Here is a 14,148-nt window from a genome sequence, read left to right as displayed (position 1 = left end):
GAGGGAAGCCTATGAGCGCATCTCACCACTGAGGGTGGATGGCTCCGCGCAGGCGGCGATCGTAGACCTCGTGCACGGCCGCATCGAAAGCGGCGTACGCCACTGGATCGTCCAAGGCCGACGCTGCGGCGGCATTCGCCGTGGCCTGTGCCGGAGTGCGCGCTCCGGGGATCACCGCGGTCACACCGGGCTGCGCCACGATCCACGCGAGTGTGGCCGCCGGGAGGCTCACGCCGTCCGGAAGCGCCGCGGACAGCTCCGTCGCGGCCGCCACGCCGGTCTCGAAATCGACCCCCGAGAACGTCTCTCCCTTATCGAACGCCTGGCCCTCGCGGTTGTAGGAGCGGTGATCGGCGTCGGAGAAGGTGGTGGCGGTGGTGTAACGGCCCGACAGCAGACCGCTCGCCAGCGGCACGCGGGCGAGGACCGCCACGCCCGCGTCGGCCGCGGCGGGCAGGAACTCGTCCAGCGGCTTCAGGCGGAACGGGTTGATGATCATCTGCACGTTCGCCAGCCCGGGTCGACCGAGGACACGCAGGCCTTGGGCGACCGTCTCGACCGATGCCCCGTATGCCGCGATGGCTCCGGCATCGACGAGACCGTCGAGGGCATCGAAGGTGCGCTCGTCGTCGAGAACGGCCGTCGGCGGGCAGTGCAGCTGAACGAGGTCGAGTGTCTCGACGCCGAGGTTGCGGCGAGAGCGGTCCGTCCACACCTGGAAGTTGTCCGCCGTGTAGTTCTCGGCGCGCTGCTCCTGCCGACGCCCCATCTTCGTCGCGACCGTGATGCCGTGACCGGGGTGCGTCGCGAGGAAGCGGCCGATGATCTGCTCCGAGCGCCCGTCCCCGTAGACGTCTGCGGTGTCGAAGAGGGTGACGCCGGCGTCGACGGATGCCGCGAGCACCGCCGCCGCGTCTTCGTCGGAGACATCGCCCCAATCGGCGCCCAGCTGCCACGTGCCCAGACCGATCACGGACACGTCGCGGCCGGTGCGGCCGAGTGCGCGATGCGGGAGGGAGGAGCGTGCGGGAGCCATGCGTCGAGCCTATCTGCGAGGACGCCCCCGCCGAGGCGGCGTCAGACGAGCCCGCCGATCATCGCATCGCGGCGCAGCTGCTCGTGCGTCGCGTGGAGTCCGCCTCGAGAGCGTCCCAGCCGCGCGCGAGGGGTCGGTGCGGGAGCGACGTTCCGCACTCTGCACAGAAGGTGGGCATCTCCATCCCCAAAAGCAAGAGCCCCGGTGATCCGCCGTGATGCGGATTTCCGGGGCTATCTGTCTTGCTGGGGTACCTGGACTCGAACCAAGAACAACTGAACCAGAATCAGCCGTGTTGCCAATTACACCATACCCCAGGGGGTGACGACCGAAGTCGTACCGAGGGTCTAGCTTAGCCCACGCCGCGACCGAGTCCAAACCGAGTGCCGTCCGGGCAGTCTCATAGCTGGCACAACGACGCCGCAGGTGAAGCGGTCCTACCGTGACCGTTGTGACCGCGCTCCCCGCTTCTTCCGCCGCTCCGCTCCCGTCCGTCCGCGCCCAGGCGACAGCCCGGCGACGGTTCGGCACGCCCTGGCACTGGTCGCTCCTCACCCTGGGCGCGTTCGCGGCCGTGCTGACGACCTGGGGCGTCGGCGGCTCGATGTCGGATTACTACGCGTCCATCGCACTGTCGATGAGCCGGAGCTGGCCGAACTTCTTCTTCGGCTCTTTCGACCCCGCCGGCACCCTCACTCTCGACAAGATCCCCGGATCGTTCTGGATCCCCGCGCTCATCGTCCGCATCTTCGGCTTCTCTCCTGCCGCGGTCATCATCCCCAACGCGCTGGCCGCCGCCACTGCCGCCGTGGTCACTGCGATCACCGCTCGGCGCTGGGCGGGGGTGACCGCCGGTCTGGTCGCCGGGGCCGTCGTCGCCACGACTCCCATCCTGGTCGCGGTGGCGCGCTCCAACCAGCCGGAGACGTTCTTCGTGCTCGCGCTCGCTCTGACGGCGTGGGCGGCGACGCATGCGCTGCGCCGGGCCAGCTTCGGATGGCTGATGCTTGCGGGCGTGTTCATCGCGGCCGGATTCCAGACCTACATGCTCGAGGCATGGGCCGTCTGGCCCGCGCTCGCCGCTGCCTACCTGTGCACGCGGCAGCAGTGGTGGCGCCGCGTGTGGCACCTCGCCGTGTCCGGAACGCTCAGTCTGGTGCTGTCACTCAGCTGGATCATCGCCGTCTCGCTTGTGCCGGCATCCGACCGTCCTTATGTCGGCAGCACGCTGACGAACAACCCGTGGGAGATGGTCTTCGGCTACAACGGACTCGGCAGGTTCGGCGACACGACCGCCGACACCACGGCGTACCGCTCGTTCACTCCCCCGTTCTCGGGGAACCCGTCGGCCGTCCGACTGCTGAACAGCTCACTCGCCGATCAGATTGGCTGGATGATCCCAACCGCGGTCCTCGCGATCGTGATCCTCTTCGCACTGCGCGTGCGCCTGCCGCTGCTGGTGTTCGCAGCCGTGTGGTTCGTCACGTTCGCCGCGATGTTCTCGCTTGTCGCCGGCATGCACCAGTTCTATACGGCGTCGATGGCCATCCCCATGGCGCTGCTGATCGGCGCCGCGTTCGCCAAGGCCCGGCAACGTCGCGTCTTGTGGGCGCAGATCGCGCTGCCGGCAGCGGCGGCGACGACGGCGCTGATCATCAGCCTGAGCGTCGCATCGAATCCGGGAGCCGCGTTCTCGCTGCCGGTCGCGGTGGCACAGGCTCTCATCGCGGTCGCCGCCGTCATCGCCGTCGTCATGGAGCACCGCCGCGCACACGCACGGCGACTGACCGCCGTGATCGGCGTGATCGCCCTGCTGCTGACGCCGGCGAGCTGGGCCGTCGTGACGATGTGGTCACCCAACTCGACGAACCCGACGGCCGCGGGAGTGGCCAGCGTGTCCGGTATCGGCGGCGCCGGCGGCTTCGGAGCCGGTGCGCATGGCGGCGCCCCGGGATCGGCGGGCACCGGCGGGCCCGGCGTGTCCGGCACCGGCGGCTCGGCGCCATTCGGCGCGGGCCACCGTGGCGACGGGTTCTCCCGATCCGGCGGCGAGAGCGGACCCTCCGACGCCGGCACGCGCGGGCGCGCGAACGGCGGCGGTGCGCTCACCCGGGGCTCCGGCGGCTTCACGGGCTCACCGAGCGGGGTGCAAACGCCTACCGTCGGCACCGTCGCCTGGTTGAAGGAGCACCAGCAAGGCACCGCGTATCTGGCGGCGACCTTCGGGGCGCAGAGCGCGGCGTCGCTGATCCTCGCCTCGGACGGCGGCTCGTTCCTCCCCATCGGCGGCTTCGACGAGCGCGATCCTGCCCCCACGCTCGCGACGTTCCAGACGCTCGTAGCCGACGGGGAACTGCGATACGTGATCGCCGGCAACGGCGGTGGCTTTGGCGGATTCGGAGGCAGCGGAGGACCGTCGGGCGGGCTCGGCGGCACCGACAGCGCGAGCACCGCGGCCGGTCAGATCCGCACGTGGGTCGTGGCGAACTGCACCGAAGTCATGGACGCCCCGATTTCGGGCCTCTACTCCTGCGGCGCCTGATGCGCCGCGGCTCCCGGCTCAGCCGAGGTACTGAACCAGCGCGCCGAGGCGGCGCACCGACTCTGCCTTGCCCAGCAGCTCCATCGACTCGAACAGGGGCGGGGACACGCGTCGTCCACTGACAGCGACCCGGAGGGGGCCGTAGGCGATCCGCGGCTTCAGCCCGAGACCGTCGATCAGTGCCTCCGACAGCGCGTCCTGCACCGCCGCCGCGGTGAAGTCGTGCTCGGGCACCAGCTCGAGTGCTCCCACGGATGCCACGAGCACCTCCCCCGCATTGGCCGGCAGACCCTTCAGCGCATCTTCCTCGTAGGCGATGTCATCACGGAACAGGAACCCCAGCAGCCCCGGAGCCTCGCCGAGCAGCTGCATACGCTCCTGCACGAGAGGTGCGGAGACGTCGAGGGTGGTCTGCTGGGCCGCCGTCGGGGGGTTCTCGATCAGACCGGCGGCGTGCAGATACGGCACGAGGCGGTCGGCGAAGTCCTCGGCATCCAGCATGCGGATATGGTCGCCGTTGATCGACTCGGCCTTCTTCTGGTCGAAGCGGGCGGGATTGGGGTTCACGTCGACGATGTCGAACGCGGCGACGAACTCGTCGAGGGAGAACACATCCCGATCCGCCGCGATCGACCAGCCGAGCAGCGCGAGGTAGTTCAGCAGGCCTTCGTGGATGAAGCCGCGTTCACGGTGCAGGAACAGGTCGGCCTGCGGGTCGCGCTTGGAGAGCTTCTTGTTGCCCGTCTCGCCGAGGACCAGGGGCATGTGACCGAATCGGGGCATGAAGTCGGTGACGCCGGCGTCGATGAGCGCTCCGTAGAGCGCGAGCTGACGCGCGGTAGAGGGCATGAGGTCTTCGCCGCGGATCACGTGGGTGATGCCCATGAGTGCGTCGTCGACCGGGTTCGTGAAGGTGTAGAGCGCCTGGCCGCCGGCGCGGACGACGACGAAGTCGGGGAAGGAGCCGGCCGGGAAGGTGACCTCGCCGCGGATCAGGTCGACGTAGGTGAGGTCTTCGTCGGGCACGCGCAGACGCCACGCGGGCTCGCGCCCCTCGGCGCGGAAGGCGGCCTTCTGCTCCTCGGTGAGCTCACGGTCGAAGTTGTCGTAACCGAGCTGCTTGGCACGACCGGCGGCCTCGTTGCGGGCGTCGATCTCCTCCGCCGTCGAGTACGACTCGTAGACGGCGCCTGAGGCGATCAGCGTCTCGAGAACTCCGGCGTAGATCTCGCGGCGCTGCGACTGACGGTAAGGCTCATGCGGGCCGCCCTTCTCGACACCCTCGTCCCAGTCGATCTTCAACCAGGTGAGCGCGTCGACGAGCTGCCGGTAGCTCTCTTCGCTGTCACGGGCGGCGTCGGTGTCTTCGACACGGAAGATCAGCTTGCCGCCGGTGTGCCGCGCGTAGGCCCAGTTGTAGAGCGCGGTGCGGACCATGCCGACGTGCGGCAGACCCGTCGGCGAAGGGCAGAACCGTACTCGGACGTCGGTTCCGGTGGCGGCGGTGGTTCGGGGATGGATCGCGGCAGACATCCATCCCAGTCTAGGCCGCGGGCGACGTGGCCCTGTGGTCACCGTCGGGTGACGACGACCGCGCGGTGCCACAAGACGTCACGTCCCGGACCCGCATCACGAGCGCGCGCCCGCGACCGCTGCCAGTTCGCGACCCAGCACAGCGAGAACCGTGCTGACCGACGGCACGCGCTCGGCGTCGCGCGCCGTGACGATGTGCAGTCCGCGCGCCTCCGCCGACGGGAGCGGCGACGTCTGCACACCGGGCAGGGTCGGGAAAGAGTCCACCGCCATACGCGGAAGCGTCGCCACACCGAGCCCCTGCGCGACGAGGCCTTCGACGGCGACGGCGTTGTCGGTCTCGAACCCTATGCGCGGGTCGAACCCCGCTCGATCGCACAGTTCCAAGAGGTGCCCGCGACAGCGCGGACACCCCGCGATCCACGTCTGCTCAGCCAGCTCGGAGACGCTCTCGACGCCGGAGTGACCTGCCGGCAGGACGAGCAGCAGATCGTCACGCCCGGCACTGCGCACCGTCAGTCCGCGCGCGCTCGACCCGTGCGGATCGTCGCGGTCCCCGGGGTAGCTGAACGTCAGCGCGATGTCGGCACGATCCTCGCGAATCGCCTCCACCGCCTCCGGGGGCTCCGCCTCCACGTAGGTCAGGGTCAAACCGGGATGGGATGCCGCAAGCGAAGCGAGCAACCGCGGCACCAGCACGGGCGATGCCGAAGGGAAGGCGACCAGACGAACGACGCCGGTGCGCAATCCCCTCAGCTCGGCGAGTTCTTCCGCGACCGCGTCGAACGCATGCGTGACGGCCGGCGCGTGGCGGGCGAGCACCCGCCCTGCCTCGGTCAGCCGCACGCCCCGCCCCACCCTCTCGACGATCGCGACACCCAGACGAGCCTCCAACCGGCGCAGATGCTGACTGATCGCGGGCTGGCTGTATCCCAGGGAGGCCGCAGCGGCTGTGATGGAGCCGGTGTCGGCGATGGCCCGCACGGTCCGCAGGCTCTGCACGTCGAACTCCGGGGTGGCGTCATTCACCCATTCATCATCCCACGGCATGTTTTTCATCCAATACCTGCCGTAGATCTATGCATGGCTCGACGGCAGGCTGGACGCATGGTCACTGCCCTCGCCGCACCCGCCGACCCCCTCACCGCGCTTCGTGCCGAGTTCGGCACGGCCGCGGGCTACCTCGCCGCGTGCACGGCGGGTCTGCCGATGCGCGCCACCCGTCGCGCCGTCACCGCCGATCTCGAGGGGCACCCCGACATCGCCGGGTACAGCCGCGCGGTCGAGGCATCGCGAGCATCATTCGCGTCATTGGTGGGCGTCGATGCCGCGAGCGTCGCGATCGGCTCGCAGACGTCGGTGCAGCTGTCTCTGCTGATCGCAGCATTGCCTGCCGAGGCAACGGTGCTCGTGCCCGAGCACGAGTTCTCGTCGCTGGTCCTCCCCTTCGTGCACGCCGGCCGCGGCATCCGGGTTCGCACCGCCCCGCTGTCGCGATTGGCCGACGCGATCTCGGACGACATCGACCTCGTCGCCTTCTCGCTCGTGCAGTCGGCGTGCGGCGACGTCGCCGACCTCGATGCGATCTGTGACGCCGCCGGCGCGGTCGGTGCGCGCGTCGTGTGCGATGCGACGCAGGCCGTCGGATGGATGCCGGTCGACGCCGCGCGCGTCGACGCCCTGCTCTGCCACGCCTATAAGTGGCTGTGCTGCCCGCGCGGGGTGGCCTTCATGGCGCTCAGCGCGGACTATGCCCGTTCCCTCACGCCCGTTCAGGCGGGGTGGTACGCCGGGGAGGACCCGTGGTCGTCGTGCTACGGCGCCGATGCCGAACTCGCCGCATCCGCTCGCCGCTTCGATGTCTCGCCCGCGTGGCAGGCCTTCGTCGGCGCCGAGCCCGCGCTGCGCGCATTCGCACGGGTCGACATGCACCAGGTGCACGCGTATGTCACGGGTCTCGCCGCGTCGTTCCGTTCGCAGACCGGACTCGACGACCCCGAGACACCCACGGCGATCGTCACCTGGGTCGACCCCGACGGCGCCGACCTCGCTCGCCTTCAGGCGGCCGGCATCACGGCATCCGGACGCAACGGACGCGCCCGCGTCGCGTTCCACGTGTTCAACGACGACGACGACGTCGAGCGAGCCGTCACCGCCCTCGGCCGCTGACCTCCGAGCGACGGCGCTGTCTCTCCCCCGCCGCACGGCGTGGACGTGCCGTATTCAGTCTGCGCGCGAGGACCGATCGCCTGCACCCGCGGAATCACGCGGATGCCGAGACCCGCCGCCACCGCCCAGACTGAATACGGCACGCAGGCGGGACCAGCTGGCACGGGAGTCGGCGCCGGCATCGGCTGGACGTGCTGGGCGTGCGCGCTGCGCTGGGCGGGCGCACGACGCCGATTCCGCGGAGATGTCGGGATCAGAGGACCACTCCGCGTCAGATCGTCCTCGGCATCCGCCATCTCCTCGGCATGCCCCGCACCGCAAGCCACCCGAACAACCCCGCAACCGCTTCACCCCGGGCGCGTCAGCCGCGGCGCGCGTAAGGGGAGAGCACCGTGACTGCCACCACCAGCACCAGGGCGACCATCGCCAGCCCGCCGTAGCCGATCTGGCTCAGGACGACGCCGGCGAGCACGGCGCCGACGGCGGCGCTGAAGGTCATGATCGTGTCACTCAGACCCTGTCGCCGCGGCCGGAGACGCGTCGGGGAACTCTCGGTGAGCAGAGCCGCGCCCGAGACCGTCGCGGCGCTCCACCCCGCGCCGAGGAGGAACAGCGCGACCAGCACCGCCCACTGCGAATCGGGCATGGTCGTCGCCACGATCAGGGATGCCGCCAGCACCGCCTGACCCAGCAGGATCGTCGCGATGCGTCCCCATCGGTCAGCCAGTAGGCCGAACAATGGTGACAAGCCGTACATGCCGAACACATGCAGCGCGATCGTGGTTCCGACCACGAGGGTGACGTGCTCGGGCGCCAGGTGCGCCAGATGGATCGGCGTCATCGCCATCACCGACGCCATCACCACGTGCGATCCCGCCACCGCGAAGATCGCGTAGCGCGCGGCCACCGGCCGGTCGAGATCGTCGATGTGCTCACGCTGCGCATCGCCGCTGCGCGCCAGACGCTGTGCCAGCAGCAGCGGGTCGGGCCGCAGTGCCGCGAGGTAGAGCGCGAAAGCGATCAGCTGCGCCACGATCGAGAACGCGTAGGAGCCGGTGAGCGGCGGCATCCGCAGCGCGGCGCCGACGGCCTCTCCCGGCGTCAGGAGCAGCGGACCCAGTACACCGCCGACGGTCGTCGCCCAGACGACCGTGCCGAGGTCGCGCCCCCGGCGCGCAGCCGGTGCCAGGTCCGTCGCAGCGAAGCGCGACTGCAGATTGCCCGCGTTGCCGGCGCCGATGAGCACCACGCCCACGATCAGCAGCGGAAAGCTGCGCGCGGCCGCGGCGCTGATCACGACCGCGATGCCGATCAGCGCCAAGAGGTTGCCGAGCGTCAGGGCCACCCGCCGCCCCCGCCGCCCCGCCAGGCGCGCGAGCGGGATGGCGCACAGGGCAGCACCCAAGGTCACGGATGCCGTCGCCAGCCCCGACAGCGCCTCATTGCCCGACAGATCCGCCGCCAGCAGCGCGCCGAGCGAAACCGTCGCGCCGAACGCGATGCCGCCCAGCACCTGCCCGGCGGCGAGGACGGTGACGGTGCGCCGCTGGATCCTCGCGACCGCGGCAGCATCCATCGCCGGCGCCGTGTCGGTCACGCGTTTCGCGCGGTGTTGCGGAGCGTTCCGAGTCCCGTGATCTCGACCTCGACGGTCTGGCCCGCTTCGAACGGGCCGATGCCGGCAGGTGTCCCGGTGAGGATCACATCCCCCGGCAGCAGGGTGAAGGCCGCCGACGCGTACGCGATGATGTCCGGGACGGAATGCACCATGTCGGAGATCGGGCCGTCCTGGCGCACCTCCCCGTCGACCCGCGTCACGATGCGCGCACCGGCGTCCAGATCGAAGTCGGTCTCGATCGACGGTCCGAGCGGGCAGAACGTGTCGAATCCCTTGGCCCGCGCCCACTGGCCGTCCGACTTCTGCAGGTCGCGTGCCGTCACGTCGTTGCCGATGGTGTAGCCGAACACGTAGTCCAGCGCCGCGGATGCCGGGACGTTCTTGGCCACACGACCGATGACGACCGCAAGCTCGCCCTCGAAGTCCGTGCGCTCGGACTGCGGGGGCCGCACGATCGCGTCGCCGGGGCCGATGACGGCGGTGTTGGGCTTGAGGAACAGCAGGGGCGCCTCGGGCGCCTCGCCGCCCATCTCGGCGGCGTGGTCGCGGTAGTTCTTGCCGACGCACACGATCTTCGAGCGCGGGATGACCGGTGCGAGCAGCGCGACCTCACCGAGGGACACACGCTCCCCCGTCGTCTCGAAACCCGCGAACAGCGGGTCTCCGGCCAAGACGACCAGCTCGGTCTCGTCGACGATTCCGAAGCGGATCGCGTCGTTGTGGCTGAAGCGGACGACCCTCACGCCGCCGGCTCCGCGTCGCTCTCCGGCGCGTCGAGGCGCACGAGCCAGCCGTGCGTGTCTTCGCGGCGCCCGTACTGGATGTCGGTGAGCTCGTCGCGCAGCGACTGTGCGAGCGGGCCGAGAGGCTGCTCGTCGACGAACTCGCGCCCCTTCAGCACACCGATCGGAGCGACCACAGCGGCGGTGCCGCACGCGAACACCTCGACGATGTCGCCGGAGGCCACGCCCGAACGCCACTCGTCGATCGACACCGCACGACCCTCGATCTTGTGACCGCGGTCGGCGGCCAGCTGCAGGATCGAGTCACGGGTGATGCCCTCGAGGATCGAGTCCGACTGCGGCGTGACGATCGTGCCGTCCTTGTAGACGAACACGACGTTCATGCCGCCGAGCTCTTCCACGTTGCGGTCCTGGTCGAGGAAGACGACCTGGTCGCAGCCCTGCTCGTAGGCCTCCGCCTGCGGCAGCAGACTGGCGGCGTAGTTTCCACCCGTCTTCGCCGCGCCCGTGCCGCCCTTGCCCGCGCGTGCGTAGTCCTCGCTGAGCCAGATCGACACCGGCTTCGCGCCGCCCTTGAAGTACGCGCCCACCGGCGAGGCGATCACGTAGTAGCCGACCTTGTTCGCCGGGCGCACGCCCAGGAACGCTTCCTTGGCGAACATGAACGGGCGCAGGTACAGGCTCTGGTCGGCGCCGGCGGGTACCCACGCGCCGTCGACGGCGATGAGAGCCTTGAGCGACTCGACGAAGTACTCCACCGGCAGCTCGGGAAGCGCCAGACGCCGTGCGCTGCGCTGCAGGCGACGGCCGTTCTGATCGGGTCGGAAGGTCCAGACCGAGCCGTCGGCGTGACGATACGCCTTGATGCCCTCGAAGATCTCCTGCCCGTAATGCAGCACCGCCGCGGCAGGGTCGAGCGACAACGGACCGTAGGGCTGCACGCGCGGGCGGTGCCATCCGCCGCGCACCGACCAGCAGATGTCGACCATGTGGTCGGTGAAGGTCGTGCCGAAGGCGGGGTCGGCGAGCAGCTGCTCGCGTTCCGCCGCCGACTTCGCAGCGAGGTTGCGGGTGACCGCGAACTCCAGAGGGGCAAGTCCGGCGTCGGGTTCGTAGGTGAGGCTCATGTCGTGTCCTGAGGGTGTGAGCGGTCGGCGTGCGTGCGGCAGTTCCAGGCTACGCCTGGACTGCAGCGACGATGGCGTCGCCGACCTGAGTGGTGGTGCGGGGTGCGGAGCCCCTGTGGGCGATGTCCTCCTCGACGGCGCGGGTGACGCGTGCGGCTTCGTCGGCGAGCCCGAGATGGTCGAGCATGAGGGCGACGGAGAGGATCGCGGCCGTGGGATCGGCCTTCTGCTGTCCTGCGATGTCCGGCGCCGAGCCGTGCACGGGCTCGAACATCGAAGGGAACGCGCCGTCGGGGTTGATGTTCCCCGAAGCGGCGAGGCCGATGCCTCCGGTGACGGCGCCGGCCAAGTCGGTGAGGATGTCTCCGAAGAGGTTGTCGGTGACGATCACGTCGAAGCGGCCCGGGTTCGTGACCAGATAGATGGTGGCCGCGTCGATGTGCACATAGTCTACGGTCACCTCGGGGTGCTCCGAGGCCACGGCATCCACGATCCGTTTCCACATGCCGCCGGCGTGAACGAGGACGTTCGTCTTGTGCACGAGCGTCACCTTCTTGCGTCGGCGCTCCGCCTGGGCGAAGGCGTAGCGCACGACGCGCTCGATGCCGAACGCCGTGTTGACCGAGGTCTCGTTGGCCACCTCGTGCGGCGTACCGGTGCGGATCGATCCGCCGTTGCCGACGTAGGGGCCCTCCGTACCTTCCCGAACGACCACGAAGTCGATCTGCCCGGGATCGGCGAGCGGCCCGGGCGCACCCGGATACAGCTTGGACGGGCGGAGGTTGACGTAGTGGTCGAGCGAGAAGCGCAGCTTCAGGAGCAGTCCGCGCTCGATGTTCGCGTCCTTCAGACGTGGATCGCCCGGCACACCTCCGACGGCACCGAGGAGGATCGCGTCGTGCGCCGCGACGGCGGCGAGATCATCGTCGGTGAGCGTGTCGCCCGTGTCGAGGTAGCGCGCGGCGCCGAGCGAGAAGCGTGTCTTGTCGAAGGTGACCTCGGATGCCGCGGTCACGGCATCGAGCACCTTTTCCGCCTCTGCGACGACCTCGGGACCGATGCCGTCACCCGGAATGACGGCCAGCTTGATGACACGCGACATGGAACTCCTCGACACTGCTCGTACTCGGGCATGCGCGGCGCCGTCGGTGTCGACGTCCGTCGGGACGATCAGTGATCGACGTGGGCGCTGCGGGACCCTTTCAGCGTAGTGGCCGCGATGACCGCGGCGATGGCGACGAGCACGGCTCCGATCACCGCGGTGATGCCGACACCCGCGTCGAAGGCGTGTGCGGCCGCCGCGCGCAGCGCATCGGCGGTGGCGCCGTCGAGCGAGCCCGCGACCGTCATCGCCCCCGCCAGAGTCTCGCGCGCGGCATCCGCTGCCGCCCCTTCGACCCCCGCCGGAAGCACCATGCCGGTTCGATAGGCCGCCGTCAGGATGCCGCCGAGCACCGCCGTGCCCAGGACGGCGCCCAGCTCGTAGGCCGTCTCCGACACGGCGCTGGCCGCTCCGGCCTTGGCGGGAGGTGCACTGGCGAGAATGAGCTCGTTCGACACCGTCTCGGCGGCACCGATGCCGATGCCGAGCAGGACGAAGGCGGCGATCAGCAGGGCCAGGGCGCCGTCGCCGACCGCGCCGGGGACGAGCAGGTAGGCCACGACCGAGAACGTCAGCGCGACCGGCACGACCACGCGCGCCGAGACGCGCCGCGCGATCGGGACGACGAGAAGACCGGCGACGATCATCGCAGCCATGCCGGGCACCAAAGCGAATCCTGCGTCCATCGGCGACAGGCCGACGATCAGCTGCAGATGCTGCGCGACGAAGTACAGGAAGCCGACGAGGGACACAACGCTGAGGAGGTTCACCAGCAGCGCGCCGCTGAAGGTGCCGCGCGCGAACAGCCGCATGTCGAGCATGGGCTGCTCCGAGGCGAGCTGGCGGCGTACGAACGCGACCCCGAAGCCGAGTCCGGCTGCCGTCAGCACCACCGGCAGCACCCCGAAGCCGTGCACCGCGACCTCCTTGATCGCGTAGACGATCGGCACCATCGTCAGCATCGACAGGGCGATGCTGACCGGGTCGATGCGGCCCGGGCGCGGATCGCGACTCTCGGGAACCAGCAGCGGCGCAAGGATCAGCAGCGGGACGAGCACCGGAACCGACATGAGGAACACCGAGCCCCAGGCGAAGTGCTCGAGCAGGATGCCGCCGACGATCGGACCGAGGGCCGCTCCGGCGGAGAACATCGACGCCCACACCGCGATCGCCATGCGGCGTTGGTCGCGGTCGGTGAAGATGCTGCGCAGCAGAGACAGCGTGGACGGCATGAGCATCGCGCCGAACACGCCCATTCCCGCGCGAGCCGCGATCAGCCAGGCTGCGCTGGGAGCGAAGGCGGCCAGCACGGACACGGCGGCGAAGCCCGTCGCACCGATCAGCAGCATCCGTCGACGTCCGAACCGGTCGCCGAGCGTGCCCATCGTCACCAGCAGCCCCGCCAGCACAAGCGGGTAGGCGTCGATGATCCACAGCTGCTGGGCGCTGGAGGGGTTCAGGCTCAGAGCGATATCGGGCAGGGCGAAGCTCAGCACCGTGTTGTCCACGGAAACGAGCAGAACCGGCAGCATCAGCACGATCAGTGCGAGCCAGCCGCGCCATCCGACCCGCTTGCCGTTCGACTCGGCCAGGGTGATCTCTTCAGTCAGTGTCATCATTTATAAACCGTCCAGCCGGTATAGTAACAGACATGGACACCGAGCGCTCGATACGATCGACACCATGAGTCGCCCTCCCCTGGCCCGCGAGAAGGTGCTCGACGCCTTCGAGGCGATCCTCGTGGACGAGGGTGAACGCGCGGCGACGATGGATGCCACGGCGCGCGCAGCCGGGGTCTCCAAAGGTGGCCTGCTCTACCACTTCGCCTCGAAGGAGATGCTCGAGGCGGGCCTGATCGAACGCCTCCAGGCCCTCGTCGACGAGGACGTCGCGGCGATGTCGAGCTACCCGGGCGGCCCCATCGCCCACTATCTGCATTCATCCGTCATGTCGAACGACCCGATCGACCGCGTCATCCTCGCCACCTCGCGCCTCGCGCAGGGCGGCAACGGCCACGCCGCCGAGGCATTGCGGGAGGTGCGGGAGAAGTGGGCTGACGCGCTGCGTCCCTACGCCCCCGAGGGCGCGGCGCTCGATCTCGTGATGCTCGTCGGCGACGGCCTGTACTTCAACAACGCCCTGTCGGGCGGATCGATCCCCGGACCGGTCCCCCGCGGCGACGCGCTGAAGGCGCTGGTCGCCCTGGTCGAGCGCGCCGTCCGCTGACCCCCGTTTCGACTCGTCGCCGCGCTCCTCGCTCAACGACCGGGGGTGGAGG

The 14,148-nt window shown here is 69.8% G+C and carries 11 protein-coding genes and 1 tRNA gene; 3 read left to right on the top strand and 9 right to left on the bottom strand.

Annotated features, from left to right (window positions below):
* Positions 1 to 22 precede the first annotated feature (22 nt).
* Both AS96_RS02210 and AS96_RS02205 read right to left on the bottom strand, forming a co-directional pair.
* The gene (locus AS96_RS02210; RefSeq protein WP_005050149.1) at positions 23 to 1,036 is read right to left on the bottom strand and encodes an aldo/keto reductase; all 1,014 of its coding nucleotides are present in this window, start codon (positions 1,034 to 1,036) and stop codon (positions 23 to 25) included.
* A 245-nt stretch (positions 1,037 to 1,281) separates the two neighbouring features.
* Positions 1,282 to 1,353: transfer RNA gene (locus AS96_RS02205), tRNA-Gln, on the bottom strand.
* 125 nt (positions 1,354 to 1,478) lie between these two features.
* Here AS96_RS02205 and AS96_RS02200 point away from each other — a divergent pair.
* Positions 1,479 to 3,578 carry an ArnT family glycosyltransferase gene (locus AS96_RS02200; protein WP_036285207.1) on the top strand — a complete coding sequence of 700 codons (2,100 nt, stop codon included), beginning with the start codon at positions 1,479 to 1,481 and terminating at the stop codon, positions 3,576 to 3,578.
* 18 nt (positions 3,579 to 3,596) lie between these two features.
* On the opposite strand, the gene gltX is transcribed toward AS96_RS02200, so the two are convergent.
* Positions 3,597 to 5,111, bottom strand: a complete 1,515-nt coding sequence (gene gltX / locus AS96_RS02195; protein ID WP_005050143.1) for a glutamate--tRNA ligase — start codon at positions 5,109 to 5,111, stop codon at positions 3,597 to 3,599.
* 96 nt (positions 5,112 to 5,207) lie between these two features.
* Positions 5,208 to 6,170, bottom strand: coding sequence for a LysR family transcriptional regulator (locus AS96_RS02190; RefSeq protein ID WP_005050142.1), 963 nt, complete (start codon positions 6,168 to 6,170; stop codon positions 5,208 to 5,210).
* A 48-nt stretch (positions 6,171 to 6,218) separates the two neighbouring features.
* Between AS96_RS02190 and AS96_RS02185 the strand changes: the two genes are divergently transcribed.
* The gene (locus AS96_RS02185; protein WP_005050140.1) at positions 6,219 to 7,280 is read left to right on the top strand and encodes an aminotransferase class V-fold PLP-dependent enzyme; all 1,062 of its coding nucleotides are present in this window, start codon (positions 6,219 to 6,221) and stop codon (positions 7,278 to 7,280) included.
* 361 nt (positions 7,281 to 7,641) lie between these two features.
* Here the strand turns inward: AS96_RS02185 and AS96_RS02180 are convergent, their stop codons facing one another.
* The 5 genes from AS96_RS02180 to AS96_RS02160 all read right to left on the bottom strand — a co-directional run bounded on the left by AS96_RS02180 (position 7,642) and on the right by AS96_RS02160 (position 13,489).
* On the bottom strand, positions 7,642 to 8,856 hold the full coding sequence (locus tag AS96_RS02180; RefSeq protein ID WP_036285526.1) for an MFS transporter: 1,215 nt from the start codon (positions 8,854 to 8,856) through the stop codon (positions 7,642 to 7,644).
* A 17-nt stretch (positions 8,857 to 8,873) separates the two neighbouring features.
* A complete protein-coding gene (locus AS96_RS02175) occupies positions 8,874 to 9,641 on the bottom strand; it encodes a fumarylacetoacetate hydrolase family protein (protein ID WP_036285202.1) in 768 nt (255 codons plus the stop codon).
* On the bottom strand, positions 9,638 to 10,768 hold the full coding sequence (locus tag AS96_RS02170) for a branched-chain amino acid aminotransferase (protein WP_016465001.1): 1,131 nt from the start codon (positions 10,766 to 10,768) through the stop codon (positions 9,638 to 9,640). Before AS96_RS02170 ends, AS96_RS02175 begins: the two co-directional genes overlap by 4 nt.
* Before the next feature lie 49 nt (positions 10,769 to 10,817).
* Positions 10,818 to 11,870 (bottom strand): 3-isopropylmalate dehydrogenase, encoded by a 1,053-nt coding sequence (locus AS96_RS02165; protein ID WP_005050131.1) that lies wholly within the window; start codon positions 11,868 to 11,870, stop codon positions 10,818 to 10,820.
* Between the two features lie 68 nt (positions 11,871 to 11,938).
* Positions 11,939 to 13,489: an MFS transporter gene (locus tag AS96_RS02160; protein ID WP_081767949.1), complete on the bottom strand. Its 1,551-nt coding sequence runs from the start codon at positions 13,487 to 13,489 to the stop codon at positions 11,939 to 11,941.
* A gap of 64 nt (positions 13,490 to 13,553) precedes the next feature.
* Between AS96_RS02160 and AS96_RS02155 the strand changes: the two genes are divergently transcribed.
* Complete coding sequence (locus tag AS96_RS02155) at positions 13,554 to 14,096, top strand: TetR/AcrR family transcriptional regulator (RefSeq protein ID WP_036285198.1); 543 nt, start codon at positions 13,554 to 13,556, stop codon at positions 14,094 to 14,096.
* Positions 14,097 to 14,148: the final 52 nt, after the last annotated feature.

Source organism: Microbacterium sp. MRS-1, assembly GCF_000585455.1.
GTDB lineage: Bacteria > Actinomycetota > Actinomycetes > Actinomycetales > Microbacteriaceae > Microbacterium > Microbacterium laevaniformans.
This window is presented reverse-complemented; position numbering and strand designations above follow the sequence as displayed.